The organism is Chitinophagaceae bacterium (genome assembly GCA_016710165.1).
GTDB lineage: Bacteria > Bacteroidota > Bacteroidia > Chitinophagales > Chitinophagaceae > Ferruginibacter.
Window position 1 is genome coordinate 1527003 of the sequence record JADJLJ010000001.1, and the last position, 14001, is coordinate 1541003.

At 47.6% G+C, this 14001-nt stretch carries 12 protein-coding genes; 11 read left to right on the forward strand and 1 reads right to left on the reverse strand.

What is annotated here, in order from left to right:
- The first annotated feature begins 34 nt into the window (after window positions 1-34).
- Window positions 35-1138, forward strand: coding sequence for a DNA-protecting protein DprA (gene dprA / locus IPJ02_06635; GenBank protein MBK7375222.1), 1104 nt, complete (start codon window positions 35-37; stop codon window positions 1136-1138).
- Window positions 1139-1143: 5 nt separating this feature from the next.
- On the opposite strand, the gene IPJ02_06640 is transcribed toward dprA, so the two are convergent.
- Window positions 1144-2256, reverse strand: a complete 1113-nt coding sequence (locus IPJ02_06640; GenBank protein ID MBK7375223.1) for a hypothetical protein — start codon at window positions 2254-2256, stop codon at window positions 1144-1146.
- Window positions 2257-2370: 114 nt separating this feature from the next.
- Between IPJ02_06640 and guaB the strand changes: the two genes are divergently transcribed.
- The 10 genes from guaB to IPJ02_06690 all read left to right on the forward strand — a co-directional run bounded on the left by guaB (window position 2371) and on the right by IPJ02_06690 (window position 13927).
- On the forward strand, window positions 2371-3864 hold the full coding sequence (gene guaB / locus IPJ02_06645) for an IMP dehydrogenase (protein MBK7375224.1): 1494 nt from the start codon (window positions 2371-2373) through the stop codon (window positions 3862-3864).
- A gap of 78 nt (window positions 3865-3942) precedes the next feature.
- On the forward strand, window positions 3943-4086 hold the full coding sequence (locus IPJ02_06650; protein ID MBK7375225.1) for a hypothetical protein: 144 nt from the start codon (window positions 3943-3945) through the stop codon (window positions 4084-4086).
- A 111-nt stretch (window positions 4087-4197) separates the two neighbouring features.
- Window positions 4198-5460, forward strand: a complete 1263-nt coding sequence (locus tag IPJ02_06655) for a DUF4105 domain-containing protein (GenBank protein ID MBK7375226.1) — start codon at window positions 4198-4200, stop codon at window positions 5458-5460.
- A gap of 129 nt (window positions 5461-5589) precedes the next feature.
- Window positions 5590-5967, forward strand: coding sequence for an alpha/beta fold hydrolase (locus IPJ02_06660; protein ID MBK7375227.1), 378 nt, complete (start codon window positions 5590-5592; stop codon window positions 5965-5967).
- A gap of 46 nt (window positions 5968-6013) precedes the next feature.
- Entirely contained in the window at window positions 6014-6235 is a 222-nt protein-coding gene (locus tag IPJ02_06665) for an alpha/beta hydrolase (protein MBK7375228.1), read from the forward strand.
- A gap of 143 nt (window positions 6236-6378) precedes the next feature.
- Window positions 6379-7062 carry a hypothetical protein gene (locus IPJ02_06670; GenBank protein MBK7375229.1) on the forward strand — a complete coding sequence of 228 codons (684 nt, stop codon included), beginning with the start codon at window positions 6379-6381 and terminating at the stop codon, window positions 7060-7062.
- Window positions 7037-8914, forward strand: a complete 1878-nt coding sequence (locus IPJ02_06675; protein MBK7375230.1) for a PKD domain-containing protein — start codon at window positions 7037-7039, stop codon at window positions 8912-8914. Before IPJ02_06670 ends, IPJ02_06675 begins: the two co-directional genes overlap by 26 nt.
- Before the next feature lie 103 nt (window positions 8915-9017).
- Window positions 9018-12332: a PKD domain-containing protein gene (locus IPJ02_06680; GenBank protein MBK7375231.1), complete on the forward strand. Its 3315-nt coding sequence runs from the start codon at window positions 9018-9020 to the stop codon at window positions 12330-12332.
- Window positions 12333-12548: 216 nt separating this feature from the next.
- Window positions 12549-13310 carry an SDR family NAD(P)-dependent oxidoreductase gene (locus IPJ02_06685; protein MBK7375232.1) on the forward strand — a complete coding sequence of 254 codons (762 nt, stop codon included), beginning with the start codon at window positions 12549-12551 and terminating at the stop codon, window positions 13308-13310.
- A gap of 143 nt (window positions 13311-13453) precedes the next feature.
- A complete protein-coding gene (locus tag IPJ02_06690; GenBank protein ID MBK7375233.1) occupies window positions 13454-13927 on the forward strand; it encodes a hypothetical protein in 474 nt (157 codons plus the stop codon).
- The last annotated feature ends 74 nt before the right edge of the window (window positions 13928-14001 follow it).

A 14001-nucleotide genomic window follows, 5' to 3' on the forward strand; every position in this document is an offset into this window, starting at 1 on the left:
ATCATTGCTGCTCTTCCCAATGAACCAATGACTAATGTCCAGTGACCTCCTCTACCAGATCGCCCTCACCCTTGTACCCAACATCGGCGATGTGCATGCCAAAGCACTGATCAATATTTATGGCGACGCCCATGCTGTTTTCAAAGCGAAGAAAAAAGAGCTGGAGCATATCGAAGGCATCGGGATCATCCGGGCAAGATCCATAAAGGACTTTGCCGGTCTCCACATCGCGGAAGAAGAAATAAAGTTCATAGAGAAATATAAGATCACACCGCTTTTTATAAGTGATGAAAATTATCCAAAGCGCTTATTGAATTGTTTTGATTGCCCCGTCCTGCTTTATTACCGGGGCAATGCGGATCTGAATACCTCCAGGATCATTTCCATTGTAGGCACCCGGAATAATTCTGCCTACGGCAAAATGGTTTGCGAAAACTTCATTAGGGATCTGAAAGAAGAGAATGTCCTGGTCCTGAGCGGGCTTGCATTCGGCATTGACAGCATTGCACATAAAGCAGCACTGAAAAACGGGTTGCAAACGGTTGCCGTGCTGGCACATGGGCTCGACCGGATCTACCCGGAGCAGAACAGGTCCCTGGCCAAACAACTGGCAGAACAAGGAGGGCTGCTCACCGAATTTATCAGCAATACCAATCCCGACAAGCAGAACTTTCCAAAACGGAACCGCATTGTTGCCGGCATGTGCGATGCCGTGGTTGTTATGGAAAGCGGCAAAAAAGGGGGATCGCTCATCACCGCCGAACTGGGCAATGGCTATAACAAAGACGTGTTTGCCATTCCCGGCAGGGTGAACGACCCGAAAAGCGAAGGATGCAATTACCTCATTAAAAACAATAAGGCTGCACTCATCAATTCGGCAGAAGATTTTTTAGAATTCATGAACTGGTCCACCCGGCTCCGCCCAGGGCCTGCAAAAAAACAACGGGAATTATTCATTGAACTTACACCGGATGAAAAGGTCGTTGTAGAGATCCTGCAACAACAGGATCGGTTGCACATTGATGAGCTTTATTTGAGGAGCGGCCTCAGCAGCAGTGCAATGGCAACGGCTTTATTAATGCTGGAAATGCAGAATGTGGTTACCGCTTTACCGGGGAAGATCTATACCCTGTGCTGATGGGTTTACGGGATCTTATCTTTATTCATCCATGCTACCCATGTTTTGTATGCTTCCCGTTGCCTGCCAAGTTCATCTTTAAGGCCGGTATCCTCCCACAAGCCAAAGAGGTCCTGGTATAATCCCAGTGTTCGTAATGTGTTGTTCCCGGCATCATAATCCTTGTGACAAAACCAGATAAAAAGTTTCGCTTTTTTATCATTGCATAATTTCAGTACCATCTCCAGGTAATTTTTTTGCCATTCTTCATTACCCTGTTTATTCAAACTATAAGATGGGATAACCAGGTTCTCTGCGATATAACCCGTTTCGGCAAAAGCAAGAGGCTTGCCCGGCGAAAGGTTGATAAACTTATCAAAATAACCGGTTGGGAAAAGCGCAGGGTTCGTGTTACCGCCGGCCGATGAACTTACTGTAACATAGGGATAAGCGCTGAGCCCGAGAAGATCAGTATACGCTGTGAGCTGACCGGCATAGTTAAATCCTTCATTGCTTTCATCAACAATAAAGCTGATGAAAAAAGGAATGGAAGCATATTTCACTTTCAGTTGCTGGTAAACCGCTGCAATAAAATTTTTATACTGTACAAATTGGGTCGCGTTCCAGCCGGCAGCATTGCTCTCCACACCAAAGTTCACATAAACGGGCTGAAATTGCCCGATCAGCCAGCTGATATAGTTCATGTAGGCAGTCACCACTTTGTTATCATCAAAAGCAAGTTGCCGCCAGTAATTCTTTATGCTGTCTGAAACCGGAACATTCTGGTAATACTCCGCTTTGATGACCCTTGTCAATGACAATGCCGAAACACTTAAAAATATTTTTTTACCGGCTTCCGTTTTGGTTTTCCTTGTCTGAACATCCTGTTGCAGACCGGCAGGCATGGGCATGTTGTAATATGCTTCCTCGTAGGGAATGCCATCATCAAAATGATGGGAAACGATATCGCAGTGCTCATTAATGAACCGGTAGGCACTGTCCACTTCATTTACCGTAAAATCGGCAGGCCAGGGTGTAACTCCCATATAGAATGCCCTTGTTTCAGGGGTACCTGCGCTTTTCTTACAAGCGGGTGCAAGCAAGAAAATTGTACAGCAGGTAAACAGTAAACGGATCATGGCTATTTACATTGAGGTTATGTAAGTTACAAAACGTATGGCTTACAAAAGCAGTATGCCGGACCTGTTGAATTTTTAATTTTTAATTTTTAATTCCCCGCCCTACCTTTGCCTATGGCAACAATAAATAACTCCCCCACTACAGGCAGATCCAGGAAATTTTACGGCGAAGGCTTAACATTTGACGACGTTTTACTCATGCCTGCCTACTCACAGGTTCTCCCCCGTGATGTGAACATCAGTACACAACTCACCAAAACGATCACGCTGCATGTGCCCATGCTGAGCGCCGCCATGGATACGGTTACCGAAGCAGCCCTGGCCATTGCATTGGCCCGGGAAGGTGGCCTCGGTATCCTGCACAAGAACATGAGCATTGACCAGCAGGCCGACCAGGTACGTAAAGTAAAAAGAAGTGAAAGCGGGTTGATCCTTGACCCGGTTACCCTGCACCCGGATGCAACCATCGGCGAAGCACTGCGGCTGATGAGGGAAAACAAGATTGGCGGTATTCCTATTGTGGACAATGCCCATAAACTCGTGGGCATACTCACCAACCGCGACCTGCGCTTTGAAACCCATTACAAAGACAAAGTGAGTACCGTGATGACCAGGGACAACCTCATCACCGCACCGGAAGGCACCGACCTTAAAAAAGCAGAACTCATTTTCAAAAAGAACAAGATCGAAAAACTACCCGTTGTGGACCGGTCGGGAAAACTGATCGGGCTGGTAACGTTCAGCGATATCTTAAAATTGAAATCACACCCGCATGCTGTGAAGGATGCATTTGGCAGGTTATTGGTTGGTGCCGGCGTTGGCATCACCGGCGATATCATGCAACGGGTGGATGCGTTGCATAAAGTGGGCGTGGATATTGTCTGCCTCGATAGTGCCCACGGCCACACGAAGGGTGTTATCGGCGCTTTGAAGAACATAAAGAAGGCCTATAAAGGTTTACAGGTGATAGCAGGTAATGTAGGCACGGCCGCAGGCGCCAAAGCGCTGGCCGAAGCAGGTGCCGATGCGGTGAAAGTGGGTATTGGTCCCGGTTCGATCTGCACCACCCGGATCGTTGCAGGAACCGGCGTTCCGCAGATAACGGCCGTGATGGAAACGGCTGCAGCATTAAAGAATAAAAAGATCGGCATCATCAGCGACGGAGGCATACGGTACACCGGTGATATGGTAAAGGCATTGGCCGCAGGCGCCAGTTGCGTGATGATGGGTAATGTTTTTGCCGGCACGGAAGAAAGTCCGGGTGAGACCATCATTTACGAAGGAAGAAAATTCAAGCAATACCGCGGCATGGGCTCGCTGGGTGCCATGGCACAGGGCAGCAGTGACCGTTATTTCCAGGATGTGGAAGACGATATCAAAAAATTCGTTCCCGAAGGCATTGAAGGCCGGGTGGCGTTTAAAGGGTATTTACGGGAAGTGGTGCACCAGTTCACCGGCGGGCTACGGGCAGGTATGGGTTACTGCGGCGCAAAAGATATCAGCGAATTACAGAACGCAACCTTTGTAAAGATCACGAACGCCGGCATGAAGGAAAGCCATGCACATGATATCGACATCACGAAGGAAGCGCCGAATTACAGCAGGTAACCCCACCCCTATCCCCTGAAGGGGAACTGATTATGTAGAAGATTGTAGCGAAGATGCCCCTATCACCTTAAGGGGAAAATGGAGAAGATCGTAGCGAAGATGCCCCTATCACCAAAGGATAACACCAAGGGGAAAATGGAGAAGATCGTAGCGAAGATGCCCCTATACCCTGAAGGGGAAAATGGAGAAGATCGTAGCGAAGATTACTATTATGAAATGTAAGTTCAATACAAAACGGAATCAACCCCCCTCTCCTTTGGAGAGGGCTGGGGTGAGGTTTTTCTTACCAATTGAAAATTGTTTATTGCTTATTTTTATCCAACAAAGAAACCCATGCTAAAACTCCGGATACTCATTTCATTTTTCATTCTTAATTTTTCATTTTTAATTTTTAATTCTGCCCGTGCACAGCCTGCCTCGCCGGCAGACAGGGACAGCTCCCGCCTCCGCATCTCCCTGCTCACCTGCACCCCCGGCGAAGAACTCTATTCCACCTTCGGGCACAGCGCCTTCCGGGTGATCGACAGCAATGCGGTAACCGACATCGTTTACAACTACGGCACGTTCAATTTTGACGATGATGGTTTCTATTTAAAGTTTGTGAGGGGCAAACTGCTGTACTATATCTCCACAGAATATTTTTCCAGCTTCAGGGATTTCTATCAGTCCGAGAACAGGGGAATGACCGAGCAGGTACTGAACCTGTCGGCTTCCGAAAAAATAAACATCCGCCGTTTTTTGAACAAGAACAGTAAAGAAGAAAATAAATACTATAAGTACGATTTCTTTTTCGACAACTGCACCACCCGGCTCCGTGACATCCTGAAAAAGAACCACGATTCCGCTTTCACTTTCAGGCCCGTGATGCCCGCCGGTACCACGTTCCGGGATGCGATCTATGAATACCTGGATAAGAACAATAAACACTGGAGTAAACTGGGCATCGACATTTTACTGGGCCTGCCCTGCGACGGGGTGATGACCGCAGAACAGATGCAGTTCCTGCCCGATAACCTGATGAAAAGCCTGGACAGCGCCACTCACCCGCTGGTTCTTTCGCACCAGGAGCTTTACAGCATACAGGAAGAAAAAAATAATACTTCGTTTTTCACACCGCTCACCGTTTTCAGTTTGCTGTTTGGGTTCATCTTTTTAATTGGCTTTGTAAAGAATAAATTCATCCAGGGATTGCTGCAGGGATTCGACGGGCTCTTCTTCTTCCTCACCGGCGCCCTGGGCATTGTTCTCATCTTCATGTGGACCGCCACCGACCACCAGATGTGTAAGAATAATCTCAACCTGTTATGGGCCTGGCCCACACATGCTTTCGTGTCATTTTTAGTGAACAGCCAAAAAGCCTGGGTGAAAAAATATTTCCGGTTCACGGCCATTGCACTGACCCTTGTGCTGATCAGCTGGTTCTTTTTACCTCAACAGATGAATACGGGGTTGATCCCTATTGTGCTGCTGCTGATCTACCGGAGTGCTGTAAAGGCATTTGCCACGAATGACACGAACCTGCCTGGTGGTAGACAGGTTAAAACGAATTTAATCTTCCGTAAATTCGTGTCAATTCGTGCAATCAAAGAACATTAAATATTCAGACTCAACAATTTTCTACCGCATCACCGGCAAGGGCAAACCCGTTGTATTGATCCATGGCTTTGGCGAAGACGGGAATATCTGGGATAAACAGGTAGATTTTTACAGAATCAGTTTCAACTCATTGTTCCAGACCTGCCGGGAAGTGGTAAGTCAGGGGTTATCAGTTCGCAGTCGGCAGTTGGCATGGAAGAGTATGCTGAAATTATAAAAGCGATCCTGGTTGAAGAAAAGATTGAAAAAAGTACAATGCTTGGACACAGCCTGGGTGGTTACATCACATTGGCTTTTGCAGAAAAATATCCGGGCATGCTTAACTCCTTCGGCCTGGTCCATTCCACCGCTTTTGCTGACAGTGAAGAGAAAAAAGCCGCCCGGTTAAAATCCATTGAGTTTATCAAAAAGTACGGTGCATACGATTTCTTAAGAACCACCATCCCCGGCCTGTCAGGCCGATGCAATGGTCATGAGGATCGTGACCAGAAATTGAAAACTCGTTGAAAGAAAAAATTTCAGCAGTGAAGCCCTGATCCAGTATTACCAGGCCATGATCAACCGCCCCGACCGTACGGCTGTTTTGAAAAACTTCAGCAAACCCATCCTTTTCATCATCGGCGAACAGGATAATGCCGTTCCCTTTGCCCAGAGCATGCAGCAGTGTTACCTGCCCGTTCAGTCGCACATACACATACTGCGTAACAGCGCCCATATGGGCATGCTGGAGGAAACAGCAGCCACAAATAACTTTTTGTTAGGTTTTTTGCAATAAAATTCCTCCTCCCAAACAGCGAATTGACCTATTTTTAGGTCTGATTATTGCATTAATAGCCGCTATGAAGAAAGTTTTATTAAACTTCTCTCCTTGTTTTACTGTTTTCCAACACGTTTGCTTCCCACATATCCGGGGGGGAAATGATCTACCAGTACCTGGGTCCCGGAAGTTCTCCCAATACAAAAAGTTACCGGATCACCCTTAAGCTTTTCCGGGATAACACCTGCTTCAGTTGTGCAGATATGCCGCTTGTTGTCCGGATCGGGATATTTAACAATGACAATAATTCACATATTTCATTATCTCCGTTTGATATTGACCTGCTTTCTGAAGTAAGCGTTCCTGCTGTTCCCCCGCCAATATGTATGACAAATCCACCGCCCTTGAATTACAGCATGGGTACTTACCAGATCACCATTGACCTGCCCAATAATGCAAATGGCTATACCGCAGTTTATCAAACCTGCTGCCGGATCACCCCGATGGAAAATGTGGCTACGGTACCACCCCCCGGGCAGGGAGAAGGATCTACGTATGTCTGTTTTATTCCCGGTTCAAACCAACTGGCAGCCGGAAATAACAGCAGTCCTCAATTCAAAACACTATTGGCCCCGGTCTGTTACCGTGCCCCTTTTACTTTTGATTTTGGCGCCATTGATCCCGATGGAGATTCTTTAGTGTATTCTTTTGCAGTGCTTATAACCGCGGCGCTGCACCAAATGCTCCCCGATAACCCCTCAGCCCCACCATACCAATCGGTGACATATATAAACCCCGGATATTCAGGCACCAGCCCTTTTGGCTCCAGGGGCGGTTTTAAATAACCGGACCGGGATCATTTCCGGAACAGCCCCTCAGAATGCAGGCAGGTATGTGGTATGTGTTTGTATCAATGAATACCGGAATGGCGTACTGATCGGCCGGCACCGGAAAGATTTCATCATTACCGTTGATAACTGCTCCATTCCAACATCTACATTAAATCCAAACTATACCAGTTGCGATGGATTTACCCTGAGCTTTGCAAACCTTGCTCCGCCGGATAATATTCAAAGCTATTTCTGGGATTTTGGCGATGGCAATACATCTACCCTGGACGCTCCCACTCATACTTATGCCGACACAGGCGTTTATATCTTAAAACTGGTGGTTAACCGTGGACTTCAATGTGCCGATTCCACCACAGCCATTGTCCGGGTCTTCCCCGGTTTCCGTCCCGACTTTACCATTGCCGGCCAGTGCAAGAATACACCCATTCAATTTACGGATATCACTTCCGCCGATTATGGCGTGATCAATAAATGGAACTGGGACTTTGGCGATATCGGTTCACCCACCAATACCTCCACCCTGCAAAACCCAACGCATGTTTATGCCAATACCGGCACGTACAATGTGACCTTTGTGGTGGAAAGCAGTAAAGGATGTATTGATACCGTATTGAAAAGCTTTAATGTGGTGGACAAGCCGGCTTTAACTGTAAGCAATGATACCCTGATCTGCATTCTTGATACGCTGCAGTTGCACGCGGTTGGTACGGGCAATTTTGTGTGGACACCCAATTACATGATCAGCAATGTGAACAGTCCTGACCCGTTTGTAAGTCCGGATGTACCTACCACATACACCGTAACGCTAACGGATGCTTTTGGCTGCAGCGCCACCAGTTCGGTGCGGGTGGATGTAAAAGCTTTTGTTACACTTTTTGCTCCGCCCGATACCACTATTTGCCGGACCGACCCGGTGGTACTCCGGATCAGCAGCGATGCATTGAATTACCTGTGGACAGAGATACCGGCAGGCAATACATTGAATGATCCCACATTAAAGAATCCAACTGCCACACCGCTGGTAACTACCACCTATCATGTGCTGGCAAGCATTGGAAAGTGTATTGCTCAGGAAGATATAACCATCACACCGATCCCTTACCCGGCTGCCAATGCAGGTCCCGACCAGCACATTTGTGCTGGTAACTCTGCACAGCTGAATGCAGGCGGTGGCAGTATTTATTCGTGGACGCCATCGGCATTCTTAACCGCCACCAATATTCCCAACCCGGTTTCTGTAAGGCCAACCGATAATGTACGCTATGTGGTTACGGTAAGAGATGTGCTGGGTTGCCCCAAGCCGGCAAGGGATACCATGATCCTTTACGTGGATAAGATCAATGCAAATGCCGGCCCCAGGGATACCTCGGTGGTGCTTGGCCAGCCCCTGCAGCTGAATGCAAGCGGCAGCATCAACTATTCGTGGACACCCACCACCTGGCTGAATAACCCGGGCATTGCTGATCCCATTTCACTGCCGCAGAATAATATTGAATACGTGGTAAGGGTAAGCAATAATATAGGCTGCTTTGATACCGATACCATATTGGTAAAAGTATACAGGGTAAGCCCCGGTCTTTTCATCCCCAATGCCTTTACGCCCAATGGCGATGGCAACAACGATATCTTCCGGCCGGTAGCCATCGGGATGAAGTCGGTGGATGCTTTCCGGGTATACAACCGCTGGGGACAGATGATCTATTCCGGCACGGGCAATGGCGCCGGCTGGGACGGCACGTTCGGCGGCAGGCCCCAGGAAGCAGCCACCTATGTATGGTATGCCGAGGGAGTTGATTACCTGAATAATAAGATAAAACAAAAGGGAACGGTGATACTGATAAGATAGCACACTCTATATATTGTCAATAAGTTTATACAACCGCCGGCTTTGCAAAGCCGGCGGTTTTTGTGTAGCTTTAATGCTATCCTTATCTACCATCATGCCGATTATGAAAAAAATCCTTTTTTCCTGCCTGCTGATCTTTTTATTTCCTGATGCGTTTGCAACCCACATTATCGGTGGAGAAATGCGGTATGAGTATATTGGTCCGGGGGCTGCACCCAATTCAAAACAATACCGGGTACGATTATTAATGCTAAAAGGACCAACAGGTGCCCTACTTTCTACTCAATACATTGTTGGGATATTTAATAATGATAACGGTTTAAAAGTTTTAGGTACGGCTGCCAACAGTAACTGGGCCGCTGTAGAGGATTTTACAGGCACGTTGGCTGTACCTATCATCATTTCCCCCTGCATACAGCCACCTCCTCTTCTGGACTATGTTTATAAGACCTATTCCTTTATTATTGAATTACCCGATAACAATACAGGATACACGGTTGCTTTTCAAACATTCAGCCGGCAAAATTCAAATAATGTTGACCCAAACCAGGGAGCAACATATAGTTGTGTGATTCCCGGTCTCAGTGTACTTCCAAATCCACAAACTGATAATTGTCCTGCTTATAAATTACCCATCTCTGCCATCTGCGAAAGTTCACCCTTTACGTTAGATTTTAGTGCAACCGATCCGGACGGTGATTCACTCGTTTATAGTTTTTGTGATGCATACAACGGAGGGGCTGCAACTTTTGCAGACTGGACCGACCCGGCAGGCCCTCCTTATGGATCGGTAATTTATACTGCTCCTTACAATTCTGCTTTTCCGATGGGACCATCGGTTACAATTGATCCAAATACGGGAATCATATCAGGTACTGCTCCTGCAAGCGGACGATATGTTTTATGTGTTTGTGCTTCGGTTTATAGAAATGGGGTGTTACTTACTGTTCACAGAAAGGACCTGATCGTTGAAGTTTCAAATTGCATTCCCCTTACTGCAAATCCAAACTTTACTCCTATTACCTGTGATGGTTTCACCGTGAATTTCTTTGATAACAGTGCCGGTAACCCAACCGGCTGGCTATGGGATTTTGGAGACCCTGCCAGTGGAGCTGCTAATACTTCCACTTTACAAAATCCAACCCATACATTTACAGATACCGGTGTGTTTAATGTGAAACTCGTTGTTTCCATTGCCGGAGTATGCACCGATTCCATAATCAGACCTATCAGTGTTTACCCCGGCTTCTTACCCGGCTTCCTTAATACAGCGCCTTGCGTAAATACGCCTGTTCAATTCACCGATACAACCTATACCGCTTATGGTGTTGTAAATTCATGGCGCTGGGATTTTGGAGACCCCTCCACCCTGGCAGATACCAGTCACCTGCAAAACCCGGCTTATACCTATGCCACCGCAGGTACCTATACGGTTGAACTTCGGGTAACGAACAGCAAAGGTTGTGATAAGACCTATACAAAAGCCATTACCATATTCGCCAATCCCCTGCTCTCCGTCTTCCCCGCCGATTCGGTCTACTGCGGATTGGATACCCTGCAGCTTACTGGTGTGGGTACGGGAACATTCAACTGGACACCCCCGCTGAATATCATCGGCGCCAGCACGGCAACGCCATTGGTATTTCCGCCGGCAACCACCAAATACTATTCAGAACTTACGGATGTAAATGGCTGCAAATCGAGAGACTCCCTTTCGGTGATACCGAAATTCGATCTTACCAATGCCATCACCGGACCCATTGCCATCTGCGAAGAAGATACGGTAACACTCAACGGCAGCAGCAATTACAGCAACAACATCACCTGGCAATGGACCCCGGCTGCCACGGTTGAATCGCCAGGCAACGATACCACCCGGGTTTATCCAACCGTTACAACAACATACAGCTTGCTTACACGCTGGGGAAATAACTGCATCGCCAGCAAGGAACATACCATCAATGTAACGCCATTGGCTGTTCCCAATGCCGGGCCCGATGCCTTTGTATGCAGCGGCGGCGGACAGGCATCCACCCAGCTGAATGCCAGTGGCGGCACCAGTTATTCATGGACACCCGTTACCGGTTTAAACAATCCCAACATACCAAACCCCATTGCTTCGCCAACAACGCCTACCTATTACGTAGTGGCCGTTGGGGTGGCCGGTTGCCCCAAATTACGGACCGATACTGTTTTTGTGGACGTAGGCACCGTGCCGCTGATCCGTACACTGAACGATACGCTCATCTGCACCATCGACACGCTGCAACTCACCACAACCGGCGCCGGAAGTTTTGCATGGACACCCAATTACATGATCAGCAATACCACCGTTGCCAGTCCGCTGGTAAGCCCCGATGTGCCTACCTGGTATCATGTTACCCTCACCGATGCCGTGGGATGTAAGAACAATGATTCCGTCTTTGTGGATGTGAAAGCCAGCGTTTCGTTGTATGCCGGGGCCGATACAACCATCTGCCAGACCGATGGATTTACCCTTAACACCGTGAGTGATGGATTGTATTACCAATGGACACCGGCCACCTGGCTGAATAACAGCACCATTAAAAATCCATTCGCCACACCGCTCACAAGCACCACCTATCGTGTACGGGCAAGTATCGGCAAATGTTTCAGCGAGGATGATATTCACATCAACGTGGTTCCATACCCGGCTGCCAATGCGGGGCCAGATGCCTATATCTGTACAGGCTTCTCTGCACAACTGAATGCAACAGGCGGCAGCAGCTATGCCTGGAGCCCGGCAACTTTCTTAAATAACAGGCTCATCCCTGATCCTGTTTCAGTAAATCCAACGGCCAGCATTCAATACATCGTAACTGTTCGGGATAACCTGGGTTGTCCTAAACCGGTAAAAGATACCGTTTGGGTAAGGGTTTACCCGGCCGTGGTTGCCGATGCCGGCCCGAGAGATACCACCGTGGTGCTTGGACAGCCTTTATTCCTGAATGCAACGGGTGCCGACAATTATGTATGGTCGCCATCCACCTGGCTCAATGATCCCAATATTCACAACCCGGTTGCTTTGCCGCAGGATGATATTGAATACATAGTTACGGCCACCACTGCCCTGGGCTGTATTGGCAGGGACAGCATCCTGGTAAGATTGTTCAAAATGGATGAAGACATTTATGTTCCAAACGCCTTTACACCCAATGGAGATGGCAATAATGATGTATTGCGGCCCATCCTGCTGGGCATGAAAGACCTTACCTACTTCCGGGTGTATAACCGCTGGGGAGTGCTGATGTTCTCCACTTCGGAGAAAGGAAAGGGATGGGACGGACGGTACAACGGCAAGGCCCAGGATCCCGCTGCTTTTGTGTGGGAAGCCGAAGCGGTTACCTACAAGGGACAAATAAAAAAGAAGAAAGGCTCGGCGGTTTTGATACGGTAATGGAATATTGTTCAGGCTGTCATGCCGAGCCTGCGGACCGGCAGGGAACGAAGCATCTCTTCATCACCTGTAAAAGATTCTTCTCCGCCAACTGGCGGATCAGAATGACGGTCCATAAAACAAAGAAGCACAAAGTGAATTCACTTTGTGCTTCTTTGTGTAAAACCTTTGGGATGCTTTGTGGTATAATTTAATTCCCTTCCATTATTTTGCAGCATGAATAAGATCGTACTCATCACAGGGGCCACATCCGGTATCGGAAAAGCCTGCGCCGAAAAATTTGCAGCAGACAAAGATAACCTCATCATCACCGGCAGGAGAAAGGACCGGCTGGCTGAACTGAAAGCAGAACTGGAAAAAAGATCCGGTATTTCTGTGCTGGCCTTATGCTTTGATGTACAGGATAAGCATGCAGTGGATGGAGCGTTCAAAGATCTTCCGGAACAATGGCAGCAGATCGACATCCTTATCAACAATGCCGGTCTTGCCCTGGGCAGGGATAGTTTTGAGGACGCCGACATGGATGATTGGGAAACCATGCTTAACACCAATGTGCAGGGATTGCTTTATGTAACCAAAGCCATATTGCCTTTTATGCTCAGGCAAAAGAAAGGCCACATCATCAATATGGGTTCGGTTGCCGGCAAGGAAGTGTACGAAAAAGGAAATGTGTACTGTGCCAGCAAGTTTGCCGTGGATGCCATCACCAAGGCCATGCGGATCGACCTGCTGAAAAACAATATCAAGGTCACCGGCATTCATCCAGGCGCTGTGGAGACGGAATTCTCGCTGGTCCGTTTTAAGGGCGACGACAAAACAGCGAGGTCGGCCTATACCGGCTTTACCCCCCTGACAGCAGGAGATATTGCCGATACGATCTACTACTGTACCAGCCTTCCGGATCATGTTTGCATCAACGACCTGGTAATTACCTGTACCCGGCAGGCAGGCACCTACTATTTCCATAAGGATCAATAGTTTAATCTCCTCGGAAGGGCAATACGGCCCGCTTCATTTCCGTTATAAACCAGAGAAAACCCGGTCTTTGGCAGAATTTTACTTGCATGGGCAGGTAAAAAGCAGTAAAATTGTACTGTTATCCAGAACCTAAGAAAAAACAAATGAAGAACCGTATCATTTTATTCAGCATCATAGCGATGACCCTTTTCGGTCATTCCTCCTCTGCACAAAAAGCTATTAAGCAAGGTCCCTGCTCATCTCCTTCTATTTTGGCACAGGCCGACAGCATTAAAAAAATACTGGCCACACAGGGTTTTGAAGTGGTGAAAGAAGCTTCCATGCAGATGGAAAGTGAATATGAAATGCCCGTGATCGTTCCCCTTACGCAAGGCAGCTGGTACCAGTTTGTGTTCATCGGCGATATGAGTTCCCGGTTGTATGAAGTACGCATGTACGACTGGAATGAAAAGCAGGTGGTTTACCAGAAAAAATACTGGGGCGACGTGGAGGGAAATGTGATCAGCTATTCTTACATTCCCCAGTTCTCCGAATACCACATGATAAAACCCGTACAGGTGAACAAGAAGAAAAAAGAACTGTGCGGGTATGTGATGTTATTGAAGAAAACAGAATAATTCTATTAATAAAACCGACCGGTATTTAAGGAGGTCCCTGTTCTGCAGGGACTTTTTTATTTTCCTTATGTTAA

What these genes read in the sequence shown, in the direction of transcription:
- IPJ02_06650 (MBK7375225.1), top strand. Translation starts at nt 3,943, where the DNA reads ATGGAGAAGATCGTAGCGAAGATGCCCCTATCACCAAAGGATAACACC.
- IPJ02_06670 (MBK7375229.1), top strand. Translation starts at nt 6,379, where the DNA reads ATGATCTACCAGTACCTGGGTCCCGGAAGTTCTCCCAATACAAAAAGT.
- IPJ02_06685 (MBK7375232.1), top strand. Translation starts at nt 12,549, where the DNA reads ATGAATAAGATCGTACTCATCACAGGGGCCACATCCGGTATCGGAAAA.
- IPJ02_06690 (MBK7375233.1), top strand. Translation starts at nt 13,454, where the DNA reads ATGAAGAACCGTATCATTTTATTCAGCATCATAGCGATGACCCTTTTC.
- IPJ02_06680 (MBK7375231.1), top strand. Translation starts at nt 9,018, where the DNA reads ATGAAAAAAATCCTTTTTTCCTGCCTGCTGATCTTTTTATTTCCTGAT.
- dprA (MBK7375222.1), top strand. Translation starts at nt 35, where the DNA reads ATGTCCAGTGACCTCCTCTACCAGATCGCCCTCACCCTTGTACCCAAC.
- IPJ02_06640 (MBK7375223.1), bottom strand. Translation starts at nt 2,256, where the DNA reads ATGATCCGTTTACTGTTTACCTGCTGTACAATTTTCTTGCTTGCACCC.
- guaB (MBK7375224.1), top strand. Translation starts at nt 2,371, where the DNA reads ATGGCAACAATAAATAACTCCCCCACTACAGGCAGATCCAGGAAATTT.
- IPJ02_06665 (MBK7375228.1), top strand. Translation starts at nt 6,014, where the DNA reads ATGATCAACCGCCCCGACCGTACGGCTGTTTTGAAAAACTTCAGCAAA.
- IPJ02_06655 (MBK7375226.1), top strand. Translation starts at nt 4,198, where the DNA reads ATGCTAAAACTCCGGATACTCATTTCATTTTTCATTCTTAATTTTTCA.